Annotated in this window: 15 protein-coding genes and 1 tRNA gene; 5 read left to right on the plus strand and 11 right to left on the minus strand. The window is 71.8% G+C overall.

Annotation, left to right across the window (positions count from 1 at the left end; genetic code table 11):
- Positions 1-77: 77 nt before the first annotated feature.
- The 4 genes from ASE27_RS16045 to ASE27_RS16060 form a co-directional block, all read right to left on the minus strand.
- Positions 78-722, minus strand: a complete 645-nt coding sequence (locus tag ASE27_RS16045; RefSeq protein ID WP_082609022.1) for a PadR family transcriptional regulator — start codon at positions 720-722, stop codon at positions 78-80.
- A 124-nt stretch (positions 723-846) separates the two neighbouring features.
- Positions 847-1,938, minus strand: a complete 1,092-nt coding sequence (locus ASE27_RS16050) for a hypothetical protein (protein ID WP_056652704.1) — start codon at positions 1,936-1,938, stop codon at positions 847-849.
- A gap of 65 nt (positions 1,939-2,003) precedes the next feature.
- The gene (dcd, locus tag ASE27_RS16055; protein ID WP_056652708.1) at positions 2,004-2,579 is read right to left on the minus strand and encodes a dCTP deaminase; all 576 of its coding nucleotides are present in this window, start codon (positions 2,577-2,579) and stop codon (positions 2,004-2,006) included.
- 196 nt (positions 2,580-2,775) lie between these two features.
- Complete coding sequence (locus tag ASE27_RS16060) at positions 2,776-3,417, minus strand: TM2 domain-containing protein (RefSeq protein WP_056652717.1); 642 nt, start codon at positions 3,415-3,417, stop codon at positions 2,776-2,778.
- A gap of 136 nt (positions 3,418-3,553) precedes the next feature.
- Here ASE27_RS16060 and ASE27_RS16065 point away from each other — a divergent pair.
- Positions 3,554-3,624: transfer RNA gene (locus ASE27_RS16065), tRNA-Gly, on the plus strand.
- A gap of 65 nt (positions 3,625-3,689) precedes the next feature.
- Here the strand turns inward: ASE27_RS16065 and ASE27_RS16070 are convergent.
- Entirely contained in the window at positions 3,690-3,875 is a 186-nt protein-coding gene (locus ASE27_RS16070; protein ID WP_056652720.1) for a hypothetical protein, read from the minus strand.
- A 155-nt stretch (positions 3,876-4,030) separates the two neighbouring features.
- On the opposite strand from ASE27_RS16070, the gene ASE27_RS16075 reads away from it, so the two are divergent.
- The 3 genes from ASE27_RS16075 to ASE27_RS21200 all read left to right on the plus strand — a co-directional run bounded on the left by ASE27_RS16075 (position 4,031) and on the right by ASE27_RS21200 (position 7,654).
- Positions 4,031-4,438, plus strand: coding sequence for a molybdopterin-binding protein (locus ASE27_RS16075; RefSeq protein ID WP_056653484.1), 408 nt, complete (start codon positions 4,031-4,033; stop codon positions 4,436-4,438).
- Complete coding sequence (gene modA, locus ASE27_RS16080) at positions 4,435-5,295, plus strand: molybdate ABC transporter substrate-binding protein (RefSeq protein ID WP_082609023.1); 861 nt, start codon at positions 4,435-4,437, stop codon at positions 5,293-5,295. The genes ASE27_RS16075 and modA overlap by 4 nt, the downstream gene beginning before the upstream one ends.
- A gap of 88 nt (positions 5,296-5,383) precedes the next feature.
- Positions 5,384-7,654, plus strand: a complete 2,271-nt coding sequence (locus tag ASE27_RS21200; RefSeq protein ID WP_056652723.1) for an ABC transporter permease — start codon at positions 5,384-5,386, stop codon at positions 7,652-7,654.
- Between the two features lie 74 nt (positions 7,655-7,728).
- Here the strand turns inward: ASE27_RS21200 and ASE27_RS16090 are convergent, their stop codons facing one another.
- The 6 genes from ASE27_RS16090 to ASE27_RS16115 all read right to left on the minus strand — a co-directional run bounded on the left by ASE27_RS16090 (position 7,729) and on the right by ASE27_RS16115 (position 19,937).
- Positions 7,729-8,976 (minus strand): AGE family epimerase/isomerase, encoded by a 1,248-nt coding sequence (locus ASE27_RS16090; RefSeq protein WP_056652726.1) that lies wholly within the window; start codon positions 8,974-8,976, stop codon positions 7,729-7,731.
- Between the two features lie 98 nt (positions 8,977-9,074).
- Positions 9,075-14,543 carry a GH92 family glycosyl hydrolase gene (locus ASE27_RS16095; protein WP_056652731.1) on the minus strand — a complete coding sequence of 1,823 codons (5,469 nt, stop codon included), beginning with the start codon at positions 14,541-14,543 and terminating at the stop codon, positions 9,075-9,077.
- 286 nt (positions 14,544-14,829) lie between these two features.
- A complete protein-coding gene (locus tag ASE27_RS16100) occupies positions 14,830-15,744 on the minus strand; it encodes a carbohydrate ABC transporter permease (RefSeq protein ID WP_082609024.1) in 915 nt (304 codons plus the stop codon).
- Complete coding sequence (locus tag ASE27_RS16105; protein WP_056652734.1) at positions 15,741-16,646, minus strand: carbohydrate ABC transporter permease; 906 nt, start codon at positions 16,644-16,646, stop codon at positions 15,741-15,743. Before ASE27_RS16105 ends, ASE27_RS16100 begins: the two co-directional genes overlap by 4 nt.
- Before the next feature lie 195 nt (positions 16,647-16,841).
- Positions 16,842-18,131: an ABC transporter substrate-binding protein gene (locus ASE27_RS16110; protein ID WP_056652737.1), complete on the minus strand. Its 1,290-nt coding sequence runs from the start codon at positions 18,129-18,131 to the stop codon at positions 16,842-16,844.
- Between the two features lie 594 nt (positions 18,132-18,725).
- Complete coding sequence (locus ASE27_RS16115; protein WP_082609025.1) at positions 18,726-19,937, minus strand: LacI family DNA-binding transcriptional regulator; 1,212 nt, start codon at positions 19,935-19,937, stop codon at positions 18,726-18,728.
- A 205-nt stretch (positions 19,938-20,142) separates the two neighbouring features.
- Here ASE27_RS16115 and ASE27_RS16120 point away from each other — a divergent pair, with 205 nt between their 5' ends.
- Positions 20,143-23,385, plus strand: a complete 3,243-nt coding sequence (locus ASE27_RS16120; RefSeq protein WP_200955966.1) for a GH92 family glycosyl hydrolase — start codon at positions 20,143-20,145, stop codon at positions 23,383-23,385.
- The last annotated feature ends 31 nt before the right edge of the window (positions 23,386-23,416 follow it).

A 23,416-nucleotide genomic window follows, 5' to 3' on the forward strand; every position in this document is an offset into this window, starting at 1 on the left:
GTGGGTGATGTCACAGGTTCAGCGGGAACACACGAGCGGGCCACGACGTGGCGAGGCGTCGGTGCCCGCGGAGGGCGTCAGCGGACGGCCGACCGCCACGCCTCGATCCCCCCGAGGGTCCCGTCGACGATGCGTCGCGCCAGCACGTCGGTGTACGCGAGCTCGGCGCGCAGGATCGCGAGCTCGTACCGCGAACCCGCGACCGCGAGCTCGGACGTCTCGCCCCGCGCCCCGTCGGCGGCGTCGTCGTCGTCCAGGTCCTCCAGGTCGTCCTCGATCCTGCGGACCTTGACCCGCAGAGCGACGAGGCGGGTGCGCAGGAGGTCCGCGACGTCGTCGGGCTCCAGCAGCGGGAGGAAGCTGAGCGCCGCCATGAACTGCGGGTACTCCTTGACGGGCGCGCCCAGCAGGGCGCGCATCCAGTCGTCGAGCTCGGTGCGCCCCGCGGAAGTCAGCCGGTAGACGGTGCGCTGCGGGCGGTTCCCGTCCTGCTCGGTGCCCGCAGGCTCGATGAACCCGTCGCGCACGAGCGCCGTGATGACCGAGTAGAGCGAGCCGTAGTTGAGCCGCACGGACTCGTCCTTGCGGCGGTCCTTGAGCGTGCGGGCGATCTCGTACGGGTGCATGGGCCGCTCTGCGAGCTGCGCGAGGACCGCGAGCGCCAGGGCGTTCGCGCGGCGCCGCACTGTGGCCGCGTCGCCGGACGCTGCGTCGTCAACCATGTCCGCCTCGCCCGTTCTCGCCCGTCTTCGACTACTCGGCACAGAGTATTTCGCGGGCCCCTGGGAGCGCAACCACGCCCCCGGGCCGGCGGGTGCGGACCGCGGGCCGGCCCGCACCCGTCGCTCAGATGTCCTGCGGGTCGACGAGGAAGTCGGCCTCGTCGGCGATCTCGCCACCGACCGCGGCGTAGAGCGCCCGCGTGACGGTCGCGATGAGCTCGGCCGCACGCTTGCGCGCGATCTTCAGCTCGAACGACGGCGACTCCATCTGTGCCTCGACCAGGTCGCGCGGCTCCCAGCGCAACCGGTAGGCGACCGCGCCCTGCGAGGCCCACGGGAGGTTGCGCAGCAGGAGCGGGAGCTGCTCCTCGCCGCCGATCTCCACGGCCACCAGGCCGTCGACCCCCATGTCGAGGATCAGGCCGTAGCCGTCGAGCACCTTGCCGCTCGTCAGTGCGGCGATGTCGATGTCGTCGGCCTGGGCGTGCAGGGCGCGCCTCAGCTCGGGGTCCATCTTCTCGCCCCGGTACAGCGGCAGCTCGCCGATGCCCTGGGGCGGGCCCCCGTACGAGCGCCCCTCGGTCGCGAGCACCACGCGCGGGTGGACGTTCGAGACGACCGACAGCGCGGCCTCCGGGTCGAGCCACACGTCCGAGAACACCGACATGTCGACCGCGACGCCCGGGTCCGGGGTGAGCACGACCGCAGGTGCGGCCGGGTTGCCCGCGTCCACCCGGATCGAGCCGCCCAGGCGGCGCGCGACCTCGACGAGCCACGCGATGACGCGCTCCTCCTCGCGCGTGGGCAGGCCCGCGGGGAAAGCTCGCCCGACGCCGTCGCGGTCCCCACCACCGGGGAACGGGACGTCGCCTCGCTCGCGCGGGCACACGACGTCGTACACCTGCTCCGTGCCGGGCGGCAGGCCCGGGTTGGTGCCGTCCGCCGACCACGGCGAGTACGGCCCCGTGAGCGTCGAGTGGCGCGAGGTGCGCAGGACCCCGGGTTCGCCCGGCTTGGCCGTGCGGGGCGCCGGGGTCAGGGGATCCGTGCCCGACGGCGCCACGTCCCACCGCGCCCCGGCGAACCTGGACACGGCGAGGGTCTCGACCTCGTCGATCTCGACGTCCCCCGGCAGCGCGAGCAGGTGCCGCGCCTGGTGGCCCTGCGCCGACGACGCGGGGAACGGCTGGAGGGTCGAGCTGGGCGCCTGGGACACGGTGGTGTCAGCCTCTCTGCGGTGAGAACGTCCGATCTGGCGGGCTCGGGTGAGCCGGCTGGGGATCACACGTCGGTGCGGTGGAAGTTCTGCCAGGAGCGCGAGGCCGTCGGGCCCCGCTGACCCTGGTACCGAGAACCATAGATCGACGAGCCGTACGGGTGCTCCGACGCCGACGACAGCCGGAAGAAGCACAGCTGGCCGATCTTCATCCCGGGCCACAGCGTGATGGGGAGCGTCGCGACGTTGCTCAGCTCGAGCGTCACGTGGCCGCTGAACCCGGGGTCGATGAAGCCGGCGGTCGAGTGGGTGAGGAGCCCGAGGCGCCCCAGGGAGGACTTGCCCTCGAGGCGGGCCGCGACGTCGTCGGGCAGCGAGACCTGCTCGTAGGTGGCGCCCAGGACGAACTCGCCCGGGTGCAGGATGAACGGCTCGCCCGGCTCGACCTCGACGAGGCGCGTCAGGTCCGGCTGGTCCGTCGACGGGTCGATGAACGGGTACTTGTGGTTGTCGAACAGCCGGAAGAACTTGTCCAGGCGCACGTCGATGCTCGACGGCTGGAGCATCGCGGGGTCGTAGGGGTCGAGGCGGACCCGCTGGGCGTCGATCTCGGCAGTGATGTCGCGGTCGGAGAGGAGCACGGGGCAACGGTACTCCGCGCCGGGTCGCCGCCGGGAGGCGGTCCGGGGCGGCCTGCGGGAGCACTGCCTCCGCGGCGGTTGCCCCCGCGAGCCGGGCGTGAGCCGGTGTCCCGAGGCGCCGGTCCCGAGGCAGGTCAGGCAGGTAGGCTCGGACGCCTGACCGGCCTCGGGTCCGACGCTCGCGGAGCCGGTTGCGTCAGCTGCGCAGCGGGCGGCCCGTCGAGTCGACCGCGTACTGACCCGACTTGGACGTCAGGTAGAGGATGCCCTCGACGAGCCCCCAGATGGCGACGGCCCAGCTGAGCATCCCCAGCGACAGCACCGAGATGAGCAGCATGGTCACGCCGACCCCGGTGTACCCCAGGTAGAACCGGTGGATCCCCAGGCTGCCCAGGAAGATGCCGAGCAGACCTGCCGCGAGCCGCGACTTGGCGTTCGGGTCCTCGTAGTAGCCGGTCTGCTGGGCTCCGTACGCGCCGTAGGGCTGCTGGTAGCCGGGCTGGCCCTGCTGGCCGTACGGGTCCGCGGGGGCACCGTAGCCGTAGCCGGGCTGCTGGCCGTACGGGTCCGCGGGGGCGCCGTAGCCGGGCTGAGCCTGCTGGGCGTAGGGGTCCGCCGGGGCGGCGTACCCATAACCGGCCTGCTCGCCGTAGCCGCCCTGCTGGCCCGCAGACGGGTCGACGGGCGGGTAGCCCTGAACCCCCGGGGCCGCGGGCGAACCGGCGGGCGTGCCGTAGCCGGGCTGGGCCGGCTGGCCGTACGCGGGCTGCTGCGCCGCGTACGGGTCCGCTCCAGCCGCAGGATCAGTGGGCTGCTGCTGGTACGGGTTCTCGGACAAGGCGCCTCCTCAGGCGTAGTGCAGGCTCGGATGCTGGCATCATGGCCCGTGTTGGGTATGATCGTGGACGCACGCCGGTTCCTGACCGGTTCGCACCGGCCGGAGACGGCCTGCGAGCTGCAGGGTTCCACGTCATGCGGATGTAGTTCAATGGTAGAACTTCAGCTTCCCAAGCTGATAGCGCGGGTTCGATTCCCGTCATCCGCTCCGCTCGAGAGGCCCCGCACCGACACGGTGCGGGGCCTCTCGCGTCCCTGAGGCGTGAGGGTTCGTCAGACGTCGCGCCGAGCACGCACCACGTAGCTCGCGACCCCGGCGACGACCGCGACCACGCCCAGCACGACCCAGAGCATCGGCGACCCGGGTTCGTCACCTCCCGCGATCACCGTGACGACTCCTCCGACGGCCCAGATCGCACCGATCACGACCAGGGCCAGCGAGCTCCAGTACCGACTCACGACAAGCACCCCTCCCCGTTCCCCGGCGCGCGCCCCGCACGCCTCTCGGAGCATGCCACGCACGACCCGCGGAATCAGGCATATCACCGCCAACCCGTTCGTATCGTGACATCGTGTCGCAACGTTTCCGCATCTGCGGCACTATGCTCGCTCTCATGCCGCACTATCGGATTCGCGAAGCTGCCGACCTGCTCGGTGTCAGCGACGACACCGTCCGCCGCTGGGTCGACGCCGGAGACCTCGACGTCACCCTCGACGACTCCGGGCGCAAGGTCGTCGACGGTGCGCAGCTCGCGCGCTTCGCGACCCGGAACGCCCAGTCCCCCACGAGCGACCCCTCGGGCGTGGCCCGCTCGGCCCGGAACCGGTTCGTCGGGATCGTGACCCACGTCGTGAGCGACACCGTCATGTCCCAGGTCGAGATGCTGTGCGGCGGGCAGCGCGTCGTGTCGCTCATGAGCACCGAGGCCGTGCGCGAGCTCGGGCTCGAGCCCGGCAGCCTCGCGGTCGCCGTCGTCAAGGCCACCACCGTGATCGTCGAGACGCCAGGAGGCATCGCGTGAACCGCACCACCCCCGCTCCCCGGACCGCACGGTCGTCCACCGCTCCCCGCCGGCGAGCCACGCGGCGCGCGCTCGCCATTGCGACCACCGCCCTGCTGACGGCTGCCCTCGCAGCGTGCGGGACGTCGTCGGGCAGCGAGGCCCCCGCCGCCGGCGCCACCTCATCACCCGACGCGGCCGTCGAGGAGCAGACCCTCACGGTGCTCGCCGCCGCGTCGCTGCGCGACGTGTTCGCCGAGCTCGCCGAGGGCTTCGAGACCGAGCACGACGGCGTGAGCGTCGCCCTGTCGTTCGCCGGGTCGGCCGACCTCGCCGACCAGCTCCTCGCCGGCAGCCCCGGCGACGTGTTCGCGTCGGCCGACACCAAGAACATGGACCGCGTCGTCGAGGGCGGCGACGCGGCCGACCCCGTGGTGTTCGCGACCAACACGCTCACGGTCGTCGTCCCCGCCGGGAACCCCGGCGGCGTCACGTCGTTCGCCGACCTGTCGCGCGAGGACCTCAAGGTCGTCGTGTGCGCGGCCGAGGTGCCCTGCGGGTCCGCGACCGCCAAGGTCGAGGCCGCTGCCGGCACCGCCGTCCACCGCGTGAGCGAGGAGGCGAGCGTGACCGACGTCCTCGCCAAGGTCACCGCCGGGGAGGCCGACGCCGGGATCGTCTACGTGACCGACGCGACCCTCGCGGGCGACGACGTCGAGGTGATCGACGTGCCCGAGACCAGGACCGTCGTCAACACCTACCCGATCGCCATGACGTCGGGCGCCGCGGACGCCGCACTGGCACAGGAGTGGCTCGACCTCGTGACCGGCCCCGTCGGCCAGGCCGCGCTCGCGAAGGCGGGCTTCGGGGCACCGTGAGGCCAGGACGCGGGGGCGGGACCGGTCTCGGCTCGATCCTCGGGCGCGCCCGGGGCCGGGGCCTCGGGCGGCAGCGGGAGGCCGACTGATGCGCGGCCTGCCGCGCTGGGTGCTCGCGCCCGCGCTGCTCGGCGCCCTGTTCGTCGTCGTGCCCGTGGTCGCGATGGTCGCGCGCCTCGACGTGTCCGGGGGGCTCGGCGGGATCTGGGACCTGCTCACCTCGCCCACCGCGACCGACGCCCTGTGGCTCTCGGTACGGACCTCGCTCGTCGCGACCGCGTGCTGCGTGCTGCTCGGCGCACCCATGGCCCTGGTCCTCGCACGGACCACGTTCCCCGGGCAGCGCGTGGCCCGTGCGCTCGTGCTGCTCCCCCTCGTCCTGCCGCCCGTCGTGGGCGGGATCGCGCTGCTCTACACGTTCGGGCGGCGCGGGCTGATCGGCCAGCACCTGTCCGTCCTGGGGATCGAGGTCGCGTTCACGACCACCGCGGTGGTCATGGCGCAGACCTTCGTCGCGCTGCCGTTCCTCGTGCTGAGCCTCGAGGGGTCGCTGCGGACCCACGACGCGCGCTACGAGGAGGTCGCCGCGACGCTCGGTGCCTCCCCCACGACCGTGCTGCGCCGCGTGACCCTGCCGCTCGTCCTTCCCGGGTTCGTGTCCGGGGCGGTGCTCGCGTTCGCGCGCGCCCTCGGGGAGTTCGGCGCGACCATCACGTTCGCCGGGGCGCTCCAGGGCGTCACGCAGACCCTGCCGCTCGAGATCTACCTGCAGCGCAGCGCCGACCCCGACGCAGCGGTAGCGCTCTCGCTCCTGCTCGTGGTCGTGGCCGTGGTCGTCACGGCGGCCGTGCACGGCGGGCCGTTCGGGAGCACGGAGCCTCGCGTCCGAGAGGCGGGGCCGTCCGCCGAGGACGACCGGGGTCTCGACCCCGACCGGGGCACCGGGCGTGACCGGGGGCTCACCGGGGCCGACGAGCATCCTGGCGACGACGACCGGCCCGGTCACCCCCGGCAGCCGGGCACGAGCCCCATAGCGGGCGAGCCCGTCACCCTCGGCGTGCGCGTGCGCCTCGCCGAACGCGGCGTCGACCTCGACCTCACGGTCGAGCCCGGCCAGGTCGTCGCGATCCTCGGGCCCAACGGCGCCGGGAAGTCGACCGTCCTCCAGGCCGTCACGGGCCTGCTCCCCCACCGCGCGCACCACCCGCGTCGCGCGGGATCCCGCCGCGCGCGGCGCTCCCTGCCCGACGGCGCCGCTCCCGGCTCGCGGACGAACGCACCCGCGCCGGGGTCCCCGCCCGACGAGCTCCGCGTCACGGTCGACGGCGAGGTCCTGACCGACACCTCGCGCGGCCTCTCGGTCCCGCCGCGCCGCCGCGGGGTCGGCTGGCTGACCCAGCGGCCGCTGCTGTTCGGGCACCTCGACGCGGCGGACAACGTCGCGTTCGGCCTACGGGCTCGGGGTGTGCCCCGCCGTGCCGCACGGGTCGACGCCCGTGAGCGCCTCGACGGGCTCGGTGCCGGACCGCTCGCGGCACGTCGCCCCGGCGCGCTCTCGGGTGGCCAGGCCCAGCGGGTCTCGATCACGCGGGCGCTCGCGACCGACCCGCGCGTCCTGCTGCTCGACGAGCCGCTGGCCTCGCTCGACGTCGGGGTCGCGCAGCAGGTGCGCCGGGTCCTGCACGACGCGCAGCGCGCCGCTCCGCGCACGACGCTGCTCGTGACGCACGACCTGCTCGACGTCCTCCTGCTCGCCGACCGGGCGGTCGTGCTCGAGGAGGGCCGGGTCGTGGAGGACGGCCCGGCACGCGAGGTCCTGACCCGTCCCCGGTCCCGCTTCGCGGCGCGCCTCGCGGGCATCAACCTCCTCGCGGGCGTCGCGACCGACGGCGGGCTGCTGCTCACGACCAGCGACGGACCCGTCGGCGGTCCGACCGTCACCACGAGCCCGGTCCAGGACACCGTGCCACGCGGCGGCACCGGCACCGACCTCGGCACCGGCCAGCTGGGCCGCGGACCGGCGCTCACGGTCGCGGGCGTCGTCGCCGACGCGGCCGACCTGGTCCCCGGCGATCCCGCGGTCGCGGTGTTCGAGCCCCGCGCGGTCGCCATCCACCGTGAGGCGCCGTCGGGCAGCCCGCGGAACGCCTTCGCGGTGACCATCACCTCGATCGAGCCGCACGGGCAGCTCTTCCGGGCCTGGGGCGAGGTGCCGGGTCCGCGCGAGGTGCGTGACGCCGTCGGGCACCTGGCCGCCGACCTGACCCCCCGCTCGGTCGCCGACCTGCGCCTCGCCCCGGGCGAGCGCGTGTGGTTCGCCGTCAAGGCCGCCGAGGTGCAGATCTACGGCACGCGCTGAGTGCGGAGCCCGTGCGCGACGCGCCCGGCGTGCCGCGCACGGGCTCCGCAGCCGGCTGGGGGCCGGCAGGAGGCTCAGCGCGAGACGGCAGCCTTGACCGACTCCGCGAGGCTCCCCGTCACGGGCACGTCGGCCAGGAGCAGGGTCTGCCCCGCGTGGTAGATGTCGGGCTTGCCGTCCCACACGACGCCCGACGGGCGGTTGTGGACGTCGAGCTCGTGGTGCCACGAGCCGTGCTCGACGTCGACCAGGTGAGCCTGCGCGTACGCCCACCACTCCTGGGCGAGCCGCGCGTACCGCTCCTCCCCCGTGGCCTTGGCGAGCACCTCGGCGGCACCGATCGCCTCGGCCGCGACCCAGTGGAAGCGACGCCGCTCGATGGGGCGGCCGTGCCAGTTGACGGTGTAGACGAACCCGCCCTCGTCCGGGTCCCAGCCGTCGGCGAGCGCCCGGTCGAACAGGTGGCGGGCCGCCTCGAGGTGCGGTCCCGGGATGCCCGCGGACGCGCCCGCACCCGCGGAGTCGCTCGCGGCGTCGAGCTGCACCAGCAGCCGCGCCCACTCGAAGCCGTGCCCCGGGGTCGAGCCGTAGGGCTTGAACTGGTCGTTGGGGCGCTCGGCGTTGAGCTCGGGCTCGGGGTTCCAGGACTCGTCGAAGTGCTCGACGACGCGCCACTCCCACTCGGCGGCCACCGCGACGACCCGGTCGGCGACGGCCGTCGCGTGAGCGAGCCAGAGCGGGTCACCGGTCGCCGAGTGCGCCGCGAGCATCGCCTCGACCCCGTGCATGTTCGCGTTCGCACCACGATAAGGAGCGCAGGTCGTCCAGGCGCGGTCCCACTCGTCGCACAGCATCTGCTCCGCCTCCCAGAACTCCTGCTCCAGGATCCGGAGGGCGACGTCGAGCAGCTCGCGTGCGCCCGGCCGCTCGGCCACGGTCCCGCTCGCGGCCGCGAGGACCACGAACGCGTGCGCGTAGGCGCTCTTGGTGTCGTCCACCGCGTCCCCCGGCCCTCGCGAGGCGAACCAGCCGCCGTCCACGGGGTCGGCGAGGTAGGTCCGCAGGCCCTCGAGCGCCAGGTCGGCGTGCTCGTCCGCCCTAGGGACGCCCAGCAAGGAGCCGAGCGAGTACATGTGCGCCATGCGCGCCGTGATCCACGTGTGCACGGGCTCGCGGGGGTCCGGCGCGCCCTTGTCGTCGAGCCAGCGAGCCCCGCCGTCCGCTCCCAGCGACGCCTCCGCGAAGGTGAGCAGCCCGTCGAGCTGGCTCCGGCGCCACGTGGCAGCGTCCGGTGCTCCGGCTGCGTCGTCCCTGGTGGTCATGGTTCCCCGTTCCTCGTACCTGTCAATGATGTTCCCCCGGGTGGGTGCCCCGCCGCCGGACGTCCGGCGGCGGGGCACCCGCTCAGGTACTTCTGCGGCTAGCCGCAGGTGGCCGCGCCGTAGGCGACCTCGCTGGTGACGACGACCTCCTCACCGTCGACCGTCGCCGTCGCGGTCACCGTCGCGGTGCCCGCCTCGATCGAGCCCGCACGCGTCGCGAACGACTGGTGCGCGCTCTTGCCCGACCCGACGTTCGTGAACGTCTTGGTGCCGAACGGGGTGACGACCTTGATCGTCACGGGGAAGGACTCCCCGTTGACCGCGGTGACGGACAGCGTGACCTTCTTGGCCGTGCACTGCGTCTTGACGGTCGTCGCGACGTCGAGCGTCGGAGCGGCCTCGGTGACCGTGACGGTCACCGGGGTGCTCTTGCTCGCGTACCCGTCGTCGACGGTCACGTACGCGGTGTAGGTCCCGGGCTGCGCGTAGGTGTGCGCACCCGTGACCGTGCCGGCGACGTCACCCGGGACGACCGTCCCGGGGGTCACGTCGCTGCCGTCGCCCCACGTGATCGCCGCCCGCAGCGGCGAACCGGCCGTCGCGCGTCCACCGGTCACGGTGGCGAGCGTCGCCTCGAGCGAGGCACCGGCCGCGACGCTCACGCCCGCTGCCGCCTCGACGACCAGCGGAGCGTGCTCCACCGGGGTGCCGTCGGAGGCGACCGTGAAGACGTGGATGCGTCCGTCGCTCGAGAGCGACCCCGGCTGGTCCGGGAGCGTGAGGCTCACGGGCCGCTTGCCCTCGGGGAGCGTGACAGGCGCCGTCGCGAAGATCGCGGCGGGGGTGCCGGTCTGCGGGCTGCCACCGCGCAGGCGGTGGTCGGTCACCGCGACGGGGATGTTGCCGTACACCGGGTTGCGGGCAGCGCCCGACCAGTCGCCGAAGCTCAGGTCGATGGGCTGCGACGAGCCGTCGTCGAACGTCAGCGTCCCGGAGGCCACCTGGTTCTTCTCCGTGCCCGTACCGATCACCGAGAGCTGCTCGGCGTCCGCGGGGACGTCGATCTCGATGGTCTGGCCGTCGCCCGTCGCGTTGTCGGGCTGCGCCACCGGGACCGCCGGGACGTCGAACGCGAGGTCCGTGCCCGGCACCGTGCCGCGCTGGCCCTGCACGAAGCCCTTCGCCGCGAGCTGGGCCCGGTCGAAGAACACGCCCTGGCCGTCGCAGCTGCCGAACGTGGTCCCGACGTCGCCGATGCACACGTTGTCGTAGGCCGCGAGGAGCGAGCCCTCCCGGACCAGCTCGACGGACACGTCGAGCGAGGCCGTGACGGTCTTGTCGCCGCGCGTGACCGTGACCGTGACCGGGTAGACGCCCGGTGCGGCGAAGGTGTGCGGTGCGGTGACGGTGTACCCGCCGAGCTGGACCTTGGTGAGGATCCCGGTGGCGGGCTCGCTGCCGTCCCCGAAGGTCACGGTCGTGGAGACGTCGCCTGCGGCGATCTCCTCGGGCGTGACCCCGACGAGCGTCGCGAGCGACGCCTTGACCTCGGTGCCGGTGGTGGTCGCCACATCCTGGCCGGCCGTGAGCGTGAGCTCGGCGCCGGTCGAGGCCTTGGGGTCGGCGAGCAGCTCGAGCTCGGCGAGCGCGAGCGCCCCCTCGCCCGAGGTCGCCGTGATCGCCACGCGGTACTGCGAGTACGCGGCGGGCTCGGCGAGCGTGAACGGCCGCGTCTGGACTGCCCAGCGGAACTGCTGGTCGGTGCGCTCGTCGAGCGTCGTCCAGGTCTGGCCGTCGTTCGAGCCCTCGACCTTCCAGGCCTTGGGTGCGGCCGTGCCGGTCGCGCCCGAGGTCAGGGTGTAGGACGTGACCGTCGGCTGGAGGCCTGCGGCCTTCCAGGTGACGACGGGCGTGCCCGTCGTGAAGGTCGTGCGGGTCTGCGACGTGTTGTCGGTGAGCGACGCGAGCTGAGCGGCCGGCGTGCCGTCGGAGACGGTCACCGTCCCCAGGCCCGACGTCGTCACGTCCGTGTCGGACTCGGGCGCCTCGTCACCGGTGGTCAAGGACGGCGGTGCGTCGTCCTCGCCCGTGCCCCACGCGGAGGGCTCGGGGCCCATCTCGAAGTCGAGCGTGGTGCCGCCGACCAGGTCGGAGTGCTTGATCGACGTCGAGGTGTGCGCCTCGCCGTCGACCGTGAGCGACTGGACGTAGACGTTGTCGACGCTGTTCTGCGGGGCGTTGACGACCAGGTCGCCGCTCTCGAGGTGCACGGTCGCCTTGGTGAACTGCGGCGAGCCGATCGCGTACTCCTCCGAGCCGACCTGCAAGGGGTAGATGCCGAGCGAGGACAGGATCCACCACGACGACATCTCGCCGTTGTCCTCGTCGCCGGGGTAGCCCTGGCCGATGTCGCTGCCCACGAACAGGCGGCGCAGCGACTCGCGGACCTTCTCCTGCGCCTTGGACGGGGCGCCGGCCGCGTCGTAGAGGTAGGGGATGTGGTGCGAGACCTGGTTGCTCATGCCCCACTGGCCCATGCGGACGTCACGTGCCTCGAGACGCTCGTGGATGCCGCCGTTGGGGGCCTTCTCCGGGGTGCTGAAGAACAGGTCGAGCTTGGCCTCGAGGCCGTCCTGACCGCCGTAGAGGTTGGCGAGGCCCTGACCGTCCTGGGGGGCGTGGAACGCGAAGTTCCAGCCGCTGGTCTCGGTGAAGGGACCGCCCCAGTCCTCGGGGTTGAACGTCTCGGGCGACTTCTCGAACGTCCCGTCGGCGTTGCGGCCCTGGAAGAAGCCCGTGGCCGGGTCGAACAGGTTGACGTAGTGCGTCGCACGCTCGAGGAAGTACTCGGACTCCTCGCGCAGCTGCTCGCGGCGCTCGTCGGGCGTGGCGGGGTCCTCGGCGAGGGCCGCGGCCATGTTGCCGATGCCGAAGTCGTTGATGAGTCCCTCGAGGCCCCACGACACGGACTCGTGCGTGGACGCCTGGGTGTAGCCGAGGAACTGCGACGTGTCGAGGCCCTTGCGGCCCACGGCGTTGTTCGGCGGCAGGACGGTCGCGTTCTTGAGCGCGGCGTCGTACGTCGCGAGCGGGTCCGCGAGCGGCACGCCCTTGAGGTACGCGTCGGCGAAGGCCACGTCCGAGCTGGTGCCGGTCATGAGGTCCGCGTAGCCCGGGGAGGACCAGCGGGCGACCCAGCCGCCGTCACGGTACTGCTGGACGAACCCGTCGACGAGCTCGGCCGCCAGCTCCGGGTACAGGAGCGAGTAGGCGGGCCAGGCCGTGCGGTAGGTGTCCCAGAAACCGTTGTTGACGTAGATCTTGCCGTCGACGATCTTGGCGTTCGTCGTGGTGTCGCTCGCGCTGCCCGTCTTGGCGGCGACGGGGCTCGCGTACTGGAACTTCGGCGCCTCGGCCGTGCCCGTGTTCTCGAACTGCGAGTTGGGGTAGAGGTTGAGGCGGTAGAGGTTGGAGTAGAGCGTCGTGAGCTTGTCCTCGTTGGCACCCTCGACCTCGACGACCTTCAGTCGGTCGTTCCAGGCGGACTGCGCCGCGGAGCGCACGTCCTCGAAGGACCTGCCCGTGACCTCGAGGTCGAGGTTCTTGCGGGCCTGCGCCTGGCTGATGAAGGACGTGGCCACGCGGAGCTCGACGGTCTTGTCCGACGAGGTGTCGAACGTCGCGAACCGGGCGTTGGCGCGGTTGCCCGCGGCCGTCCCGACCGCGCTGGGCAGGCGGTCGAACGTCCCGGAGATGAACATGCGCGAGCGTCCGGCGGAGAGTCCGCTGCCGCCGTCGACCCAGCCGGAGAGCGTGCCGCTCGCGGCGTCGTAGGCGAGCTTGGCGTCGCCGCTCACGCTGTCGACGAGGACCTGGCCCTGGTCGGTCGCGTAGGAGAAGCGGAGCACCGCGCCGTGGTCGGTCGGGGTCACCTCGGCCTGGATGCCGTTGGTGAACCTCACGCCGTAGTAGTCGGGCTGCGCGGTCTCGTCGTCGTGCGTGAACTCGAGCGCGCGCGTGCCGAGAGTGGCGTTGGGCGTGCCGCCGCCGGCCGCGGGCAGGAACGCGAGCTGGTTGCGGTCACCCATCCAGGGGCTGGGCTCGTGCGAGACCCCGATGCCCTGGAGCTGGGGCTTGTTGTTCGCGTTGTTCTGCTGCTGGTACGCGTAGAGCCAGCTCTGGGACGCCGCGTCGGTCATGGGCGTCCAGAAGTTGAAGCCGTTGGGCACCGCGGACGCGGGGATGTTGTTGCCGCGCGAGAACCCGCCGGTCGCGAACGTGCCGCGGCGCGTGTCGACGTAGTTGGTCAGGCTCGACCCGTCGATCCGCTCGGGGCTCGCGGTGAACGCGATGTCGTCGACCCAGCCCTGGAAGCGCGTGCCGGCCTTGCCCGTGGGGTTGTCGTAGCCGAGCAGGACCTCGTCGACCGTCTTGCCGGTCGCGACGCCGCCCAGGTCCACCTGGATGGAGTTCCACTGGTTGGCGTAGAGGATCTTGCCCGTGCCCTGGCCCTCGGGCGAGAACGGGGTGTCGTGCTGGTCGCGCGCGCCGAGCTCGGACAGGTACGTCCCGTCGGTGAACCGCACGTCGACCGACGCGTACGTCGAGGGGTACGCGAGGTCGTTGAGGAGCTCGGGGAAGATCGTGTAGCTCAGGCGCGTGTCCTCGCCCACGGCGACGTCGACGTCGTCGTACAGGATGTTGGTCGCGCTCGACGGCCCGTCGGCGAGCTGGCTGCCCGCGTAGCGCAGGGCCTTGGTGCCCGTGAAGCCGACGTTGGTCTTGATGGTCGGGCCGCTCGACGGGCCGGCACCGACCTTGGTGACCATGGGCGTCTGCGCGGGCGCAGCGTTCAGGTCGGTCGAGAGGTTCCAGTCCGCGAGCTGGAGGAGCGGCTCGCCCGAGTTCGCGGTGACGTTGAGGCGGTAGTGCTGGTAGGTGCCGGGCGTCGCGACCTCGAAGACCCGGGCCTGCTTGCGCTGGGGGAAGTCCTCGTTGGTCCGCTGGTCGAGCGGGACCCACGTGGTGCCGTCCGTGGACCCCTCCAGGGTCCAGCTCTTGGGGTCGCGCCCCTCGGCGTCGTCGCCCGACGTCATCGAGTAGCCCGTGATCCGCACGGGCTCGGTGAACGCGTAGGCGACCCAGCCGGTCGTGGTCCGGGTGAGCCACTTGGTGCCGGAGTTGTCGTCGGCGAGCTTGGCCGCGCCCTCGTTGGGGAGGTTCTCGCCGCTCGCGGTCACGCCCGCGAGCTTGCCGAGCGCGCTGCCGGGCAGCGTGCTGACGGGTCCGGTGACGTTGGACTGCCAGGGTGCGCCGTCGCGCTGGGCGACGGTCGTGTCGAGCGCCGCGGCGTCACCGGTCTCGAACGACGTCGAGAAGTCGCCGGGCTCGGGCGCGGCCGAGGCCGTCCCGACGCCGAGCGGGAGCATGGGCAGGGCGAGGCCGGCCGCGAGGACGCCCGCGATGCGGCGCCGGCCCTTGCCCGCGGGTGTGCCGGGAGAGGTGGGCTTGCTGCCCGACGGCGCATCCGCCGTCGGGCGTTCGTGCGTGGGTGGGTACCAGCTCATGTCGTGCGATCTCCTTCGATCGTTCCGGCCACAGTTGGTGCAGCGGGGTCTTCTTCCGTGCGGTGCGGGCCACCGGGTGGTGGTCCGCGGGTCTCGGCCTCCCGTCCCCCCGGGAAGCCGACAGCGCTGTCAAGTTGGTGCAAGCAACTCCCTCGTCGACCCTTCTCAGAGGGTCGACGAGGGAGCGCCGTTCCCCGGTGCACAGCGTCGGACACCGGAAGTCTGGGGCTCGGCGCGGCTGCCGGTCCGCCCCGGGGGTTCCCCGGGACGGACCGGCAGCCAGGCGTCAGCCCTTCACGGAGCCGGACATGAGGCCGCCCATGAAGTACTTGCCGAGCAGGATGTAGACGATGAGCGTCGGGAGCGAGGCGAACAGGGCCCCCGCCATCGAGACGCCGTAGTTCTGGAGCAGGGCACCGTTCGCGAGGTTGTTGAGCGCGAGCGTGACCGGGCCGTTCTGGCTCGAGGAGAAGAACACCGCGAAGAGGAAGTCGTTCCACGCCGAGGTGAACTGCCAGATGAGCACGACCACGAAGCTCGGGATCGAGATCGGCAGGACGATCGACCAGTACGTGCGCAGCATGCCCGCGCCGTCGACGCGGGCGGCCTCGATGAGCTCGTTCGGGACGGTCTGGTAGTAGTTGCGGAAGATCAGGGTCGTGATCGGCAGGCCGTAGATCACGTGCAGCAGGATCAGCGTGGGGATGCCGCTCGGCAGGTTGAGGTCCTGGACCAGCTGGTTGAGCGGGATGATCACCGCCTGGTACGGGATGAACATGCCGAACAGGATGAGCGTGAAGACGAGGTTCGCCCCGCGGAAGGTCCAGCGCGAGAGCACGAACCCGTTGAGCGACCCGAGGAACGCCGCGATGATCGCCGAGGGGATCACCATCTGCAGCGTGCGCAGGATCGCCGGGGACAGCGCGGTCCAGGCCGCCTGCCAGTTCTCCGTGGTCCACACCTGGGGAAGGTTCCACGCGCGGCTCGGGGCCGCGTCGCCCGCTCCCTTGAAGCTCGTCACGAACAGGACGTAGACGGGCACGAGGACGATCAGCACGAACAGGATGAGGATCGCGTAGCGGAGCGTGCGCCCCACGGAGAAGCGCTGGACGGGCTTCTTCTGCCGGCGCGAGCCTGCCGCTCCGGAGCCCGATCCCGAGCCGGGGGTCTGCGCCTCGACGGGCGTGGCGACGGCGGTCATCGGATCTTCTCCTTGCGGTTCAGGGAGATCAGGTAGGGCACGATCACGAAGGCCACGATGACCAGCAGGATCGCACCGACGGCCGCAGCGTTCGCGTAGTCGAAGCTGGACTTGAAGACGTACATGTCGACGGCCGGAACCTTGGTCTGGTAGTTCGAGGGCTTGGAGATCGACATGATGAGGTCGAACGCCTTGAGGGACATGTGGCCCACGATGATGAGGGCCGAGAGGGCGATCGGCGTGAGCTGCGGGAACAGCACGTGACGGTACAGCTTCCACTCGTTGGCGCCGTCCATGCGGGCCGCCTCGCGCAGCTCCTCGGGGATCCCGCGGAAGCCGGCGAGGAACAGTGCCATGACGTAGCCCGAGAGCTGCCAGATCGCGGGGATCGCGATGGCCGCGATGCCGAACGTGACGTTGTTCCACCAGTTGTTCTGGAGGGCGTCCAGACCGATCATCTGGAACAGCCGGTTGAGGCCGCTCGCGTTCTCGCCCTGGTTGGAGTTGAGGAGCCAGCGCCACACGACACCCGAGGCGACGAACGAGACCGCCATGGGGAAGAGGTAGACGGCGCGGAAGAAGCCCTCGCCCTTGATGGGCTTGTCGAGGAGCCAGGCCCAGACGAAGCCGACGACCATGGTGCCGACCAGGAAGACCACGGTGTAGATCAGGAGGTTCATCAGCGAGTGCTGGAACTCCGGGCTCGCGAGCAGGTCGAGGTAGTTCTGGAAGCCGACCCGCGAGACAGGGGCCTGCCCCGTGGACTGCGCGGCCTTGTGCATGTCCGTGGTCGAGGTGGAGAAGTTGATCCCGATGAGGCCGTAGACGAAGACCCCCACCAAGATCAGTGACGGGGCGACGAGGAGCAGTGGCGGGCCCCATCGTCGAGCGGACTGGATCACCGGTGATCCTCCCAAGGTGTGGGCACCTCCCGACGGCTCTCACGGCGCACGGAGGTGCGACGGGGCCCTGCCGGGGACGGTGCGGTGGAAACGAGCTGCGGGTACGGCGGGGTGGGGCGGACCGTCCGGGGCCCGTCGCGGAGCTGCGCGAGCAGCTCCGCGACGGACGACCCCGGTCGGCCGGGTCGGGCGTCCTTACTCGGCGGCAGCGGCGGCCAGGTCGGCCTGGTACTGCGCGAGGTCGGAGGCGCCGGAGGTGAACTTGCTCGTCGCGTCCGAGATGCCGTTCAGGACGGCGATCGAGGCAGCCGCACCGTGAGCGAGCGACGGGACGATCGTGTCGTCCGCGAAGGACGTGATCGCGGTCTGCTGGTACTCGGAGAAGTCAGCAGGGTTCGCGTCGGTACGGGCCGGGATGGAGCCCTTGGCCTTGTTGAACGCGGTCTGGCCCTCGAGGCTGGACACGGTCTCGATCCAGGCCTTGGCGCCGTCGGCGTTCTTGGCACCCACGGGGAGCGTGAACGAGTCGGCGAGGAAGCCGAACATGCCGTCCGTCCCGGGGACCGGGAAGTACGTGAAGTCGGTGCCGGCGGTCTTGCCGGCCTCTTCGAACGCCGCCACGGCCCAGTCGCCCATGACGTTGAACGCTGCCTGGCCGTCCATGACGAGCTGCGTCGCCTCGGGCCAGTCCAGACCGTCACGGTCGGTGTTGGTGTAGCTCATGAGCTTCTCGAAGTCCTCGAGAGCAGCCGTGACCTCGGGGCTCTCCCAGTCGGTCGAACCGTCCCACAGGCCGTTGTATGCCTCGGCGCCCAGGTCGGCCATGAGGACCGTCTCGAGCAGGTTGACCTGGGTCCACGTCGTGGCGACCGAGAGCGGGGTCTTGCCCGTGGCCTTGACGGCGTCGAGGGCGACGAACCAGTCGTCCATGGTCTCGTACGTGGCGGCCGGGTCGAGGCCCGCCTCCGTCAGCACGGCAGGGTTGGCCCAGACCATGTTGGAGCGGTGGATGTTGGAGGGCATCGAGTAGATCTTGCCGTCCACCGTGAGGAGGTCGATCAGGTCCGCGGGGAAGACGTCCTTGACGCCGTACTCGTCGTACAGGTCCGAGATGTCCTCGAGCTGCGCGGCGTCGATGTAGTCCGTGAGCTCCTTGCCGGCGTGCGCCTGGAACGTGTCCGGCGGGTCGTTGGCCTGGAGGCGGGTCTGGAGGAGGTCCTTCGCGGCCGAACCGGCACCGCCGGCGACCGCGCCGTTCTCGAAGGTGAAGTCAGGGTGCTGCTCGTCGAAGACGGTGACGAGGGCGTCGAGCCCTGCCTTCTCCGAACCGGCTGCCCACCAGGTGAAGACCTCGACGTTGCCGCCCGAGGCAGCGTCCGTGCCACCTTCGGTCGAGTCGTTGCCGGTGTCTCCGCTGCAAGCTGCGAGGGCCAGGAGGGCAGCGGTGCCCACCAGTGCCCCAGCGACACGCAATCCGTTACGCATGGGATCCTACTTTCGTGTTGACAGCGCTGTCAGGAACAGGACGAACGTACGGCGGCCCGACGGCACTTGTCAAAGAGCTGCGCCGAATCGTTACCTGGGGGAGACCTCAGGGCGGCCCGAAGAGGACGTCGGCGACAAAGCGGCCTCCCCCACGAACCCCGACATCCCGCGGTTCCTCACCGCCCGAGGGGCGGCAGGGCAGGCTCCGTGGATCACCCGGTGGCGCCCCTGACTCCCGACAGCACGGGTTGCGCTGATCGAATCCACGTTGCGCTGGGCGGGACCCAGTCCCGCTCAGCCGACGCCGCCGCGCACGACCTCCACCAGGCACCAGGGCGTGAATGCGCCGCGGGAGCAGGCACTGGCGGGCACAGGAGCAGGCACCGGCGGGCAGCGGCGGGCACCGGCGGGCACCGGCGGGCACCGGCGGGCACGGGCGGGCACGGGCGGGCACGGGAGCAGGCACCAGCGGGCACGGGAGCGGGCAGCGGTGCCGGGGGGCGGCGGCGCAGCACCGCGCGGACGCGGCGCCCTGCGGGAGCACGGATAGCCCGGTGCCCCGAAGATCGAGACGTCACCGCCGACGGGTGCGCCTCAGCCGACTGCCGGCACGCCCTCCAGGGGCGCCGCCAGGGCGATCTCGCCCGACCCGCGCGGGATGAGGACCGTGGGCACGACGCGCAGGTGCGCGGGCTCCCCGGGCGACTCGATGCGCGCCACGGCGAGCCGCGCGGCCTCCTGGCCCATCGCGGAGACCTCGTAGCCGACGACGCTGACCTCGAGGATGTCCGCGAGCTCGAAGTCGTCGAACCCGACGAGCGCGACGTCGCGCCGCGCCCCACGAGCCGCGGGGTGCAGCGCCCGGAGCGCTCCCTGGGTGATCTTGTTGTTGGCCGTCAGGATCGCGGTGGGCGGCTCGTCGAGCGCCAGCAGCTCCTCGACCGCGACGCGTGCCGTCTCGGCGTCGTGCAGCCCGTCGCGCACGTAGCGCTCGGGGTCGTCGATGCCCGCGTCCCGCAGGGCGTTGACGAAGCCTTCACGACGCTCGCGGAACGTCCAGAGCCGCGGGAGGTCCCCCGCGAGCGCGATCCTGCGGTGCCCCTGGTCGACGAGGTGGCGCGCGGCGGCCGCGGCCCCGGCCCGGTTGTCGAGCACCACGGTGTCAGCGTCGATCCCGCCCGGCGGGCGGTCGAGGAAGACGATCGGCACGCCGTCGGCGAGCTCGGAGCGCAGGTACGAGTGGTCGTCGGCCGTCGGGGCGATGAAGAGAGCCGCGACCCGGCGCTCGATGAGCGCGTCGATCAGCTCGCGCTCACGGTCCACGTCCTCGTCGGAGCTCGCCGTGATGAGCTGGAGCCCGTGCTTGCGCAGCTCGCGCTCGATCCCGCTCGCGAGGTCCGAGTAGAACGGGTTGGCGATGTCACCGGTGACGAAGCCGACGAGCCGCGAGACGCCTCCGCGCGCGAGGTCGGCCGCCACGGCGTTGCGACGGAAGCCGAGCGCGTCGGCCGCTGCGCGGACCTTGAGGCGGGTCGACTCGGAGACGCTGGGTTCGTTGTTGAGCACGCGGGAGGCGGTCTTGAGACTCACTCCTGCGGCCTCGGCCACCGCGGCGAGGGTCGGTCGACCTCCACCGCGTGCAGCTCGGCCGTCCTTGGCCACCACATCCACCCCCGCACGATTGACTGGCGGGGATTCTTCCACACCCCAGCGCGCCCCGGCCCGGAGTGCCACCTGACCGACTCGTCGCAACGAGGGGCTGGTCAGGACGACCCCGGTGTGTATAGGGTGAGTACACCCGACCATGACAGCGCTGTCAAGTCGAGACGAGCACACAGACAGGACAGCGGACCAGCCCGCCGCCCAACCCGCGGCGACAGACCCGACACCCGCCCGACCCTCGCACCACCTGCCCCACCCCGAACCTGCCCGACGGCGCCGCGCACCCCACGCGCGACGCCGCTCCCGGGCGCGCCCCGGGGTGGGCAGCACCCCCGAGAGGACACGTCCCTTGCCCGTCCCAGCCTCCCCCTCCCGCACCCGCGGCCGTCTGCCCGCGCTGGTCGCGGCGGCGGCCCTCGTCACGGGCCTCGGCCTCACGGCCCCGAGCGCCGCCACGGCCCAGCCCGCCGCCGGCGCCGACCTCGTGAACCTCGACCCCTTCGCTGCCGTCGATCCCTGGATCGGTACCGCCGAGGACTTCTCCCAGAACAAGGGGAACGCGGCGTACGGCAACACCTGGCCGGGCGCGACGGTGCCCTTCGGCATGGTGCAGTCGAGCCCCACGACCTTCCGCAGCCGCGACGGCGACATGCGTGGCGGCTACGAGTACAGCGCCGACAAGATCCGCGGGTTCGGCATGAACCGCCTGTCCGGGACGGGATGCGTCAACCGCAACGGCGCGTTCGACTTTCCCGTCCTGCCCTACGCGGGCCCCCTCACCTCCCAGGGCGCTCTCCCGTCCTCCCCCGGCACCGACGTCAAGCCCTACTACCTCGCGTTCGACCACGCGGACGAGGTCGGCGAGCCCGGGTACTACTCGGTCGACCTCGCGAACGGCGTGTCCACCGAGCTCACCGCGACGACCCGCACCGCGATCAGCCGCTTCGACTTCCCCTCGGACGCCGACTCGTCGACCCTGATCTTCAACACCACGGGTTCGAACAACAGCGTCTTCGGCAGCGGGGTGACCATCGAGGGCAGCACGATCTCCGGCTGGGTCGAGACCGCGCCGGTCTGCGAGGGCGGCGGGCGCTACAAGGCGTACTACTCGGCGACGTTCGACCAGCCGATCGTCTCGTCCGGCACCTGGACCGGCGGGGACGTCACGGTCGGCTCGACCAGCGCGTCCGCACAGAAGCGGCACGGCGCGGGCGTCTTCGTGACCTTCCCCGACGGGGCCGAGGTCACGGTCAAGGCGGGCCTGTCCTACGTGAGCATCGAGAACGCCGCGGAGAACGCCGCCACGGAGGCGGGCCACGTGACGTTCGACGAGGCGCGCACCTCGGCGGAGACCACCTGGCGCGACGCCCTGAGCACGATCGACGTCGCGGGGGGCACCGAGGCCGAGCAGGTGACCCTCTACACGGCGCTCTACCACTCGCTGCTGCACCCGAACACCTACGACGACGTCAACGGCGAGTACTTCGGCTACGACGGCACGGTCCGCCAGGTGGAACCCGGGCGTCACCACTACGCGACGTACTCCGGCTGGGACATGTACCGCGGCCAGGCACAGCTCGTCGCGATGCTCTTCCCCGACGTCGCGTCCGACATCAACCAGTCGATCGTCGACCTGGTGGACCAGTCGGGCTACTGGCCCAACTGGCCGCACCTCGGCGTGGCGCAGCAGAAGATGAGCGGAGACTCCCTGCCGACCGTCCTCTCGGTCATCGACGCGTTCGGCAGCACCGACTACGACCGCGAGGCGGCGCTCGCGCACCTCGTCTCCTCGCAGGCCCTTCCTCTCGACCCCGCGCGGAACAAGCGCGACAACGGGTACCAGTTCGCGGGCCTCGGGTTCGTCGAGAACGCGAAGAACGCCGTCTCGACCTCGACGACGCTCGAGTACGCGACCAACGACTTCTCGATCGCCCAGCTCGCCCAGCGTCTGGGCGACGACGCGGCGTACGACCGGTTCATGCAGCGCGCACAGAACTGGCAGAACGTCTTCGACCCGGTCACCCGCGAGATCCGTCCCCGCGGTCGCAACGGCTTCGACCGCGCGTTCAACCTCGGTGAGCGGGGCAACCAGTTCGACCAGGCGACCGGATACCAGTACGGCTGGGCCGTCCCGCAGAACATGAGCACGCTCATCGCCAAGCGTGGCGGGGTGGAGAAGGTCACGGCCGATCTCGACACGCACCTCACGCGGCTCGACGCAGGCGTCTACAACACCCCGTACGCCTACATGAGCAACCAGCCCAGCACCTCGACGCCCTGGGTCTACCACTGGCTCCAGCAGCCCGCGAAGACCACGGACGCCCTGGACCGGGCTCGGGCCGAGCTCTTCACGACCGCTCCCACGGGCGTTCCCGGCAACGACGACCTGGGCTCGCTCTCGTCCTGGTTCGTCTGGTCCAACCTCGGCCTCTACCCGGCGATCTTCGGCCGCGCCGAGCTGCTCGTGTCCTCGCCCGCGTTCGACCAGGTCACCATCACGAGCCGGGTCGCCGACGGTGCGCCCCGGGTCATCTCGCTCACGGCGCCCGGCGCGTCGAGCGGATCGCGCTACGTGGACTCGCTCCGGGTCGACGGCGTCACGTCCTCGGCCTCGTGGCTCCCGGAGTCCTTCACCCAGCAGGGCGGCACGCTCGACCTCACCATGCGCTCGACCCCGGGCACCTGGGGCACCGGGAAGGCCGACGTCCCGCCGTCGTTCACCGACGGGAGCGACGTCTTCAACAACATCGGCACGACGACGGACGGCAAGGGCGCGACGGGTTCGATCGACGCGTCCGACAACACCCTGTCCCGCGCCGACCTCGCCGCGGCCGGCGCGACTCCCGGCGCTCGCCTCCCCCTGGGCACGACGGGAGTCACCTACACCTGGCCGGATGCCGCGCCGGGTGCGCCCGACAACTGGATCCCCCACGGCCAGAGCGTCCCGATGGGCGTCCGGGTCGAGAAGATCTCGTTCCTCGGCCTGGCCACCAACGGGCCGGCCAAGGGCACGGCGACGGTCGTCTACACCGACGGCACCCGGCAGGACGTCCAGGTCGAGCTGACGGACTGGACCCCGGGGACCACCTACCAGTTCGGCAACGTCCCGGTCGTGACCACGACGGGTCGCAACAAGGCCAACGGCACCAAGGACACGACCCAGGCCAAGGTCTTCGGGACGGTGCCGGTGTCGGTCGACCCGACCCGCACGATCGAGTCGGTGATCCTGCCGCAGGGGACCGACAAGGGCGTGATGCACCTGTTCGCGGTCGGCACCTCCGAGCCGATCGTCGACCGGGGGGTCGAGGTCGTCGCGAGCGCCAGGGCGCAGTGCACGGGCCGGACCGGGGCCGTCGTGGTCCGCGTGGTCAACGACGACTCGGTCCCCCTCGACGTCGTCGTGGCGACGGCGTGGGGCACCAAGACCTTCTCGCAGGTCGCCCCCGGCAGGTCCGCCGCGCAGACCTTCTCGACCCGGTCCGCCGACGTCGAGGCCGGAAGCGTCACCGTGACCGCGCGGCCGAGCGACGCGCAGGACGTGCGCGAGACCGTCACCGACGTCGAGCACGCGGCGGTGACCTGCGGACAGTGAGCACGACCCTGGGGGCGGGACCGCCCTCCCG

The sequence above is a fragment of the Oerskovia sp. Root918 genome, assembly GCF_001428945.1.
Lineage (GTDB): Bacteria > Actinomycetota > Actinomycetes > Actinomycetales > Cellulomonadaceae > Oerskovia > Oerskovia enterophila.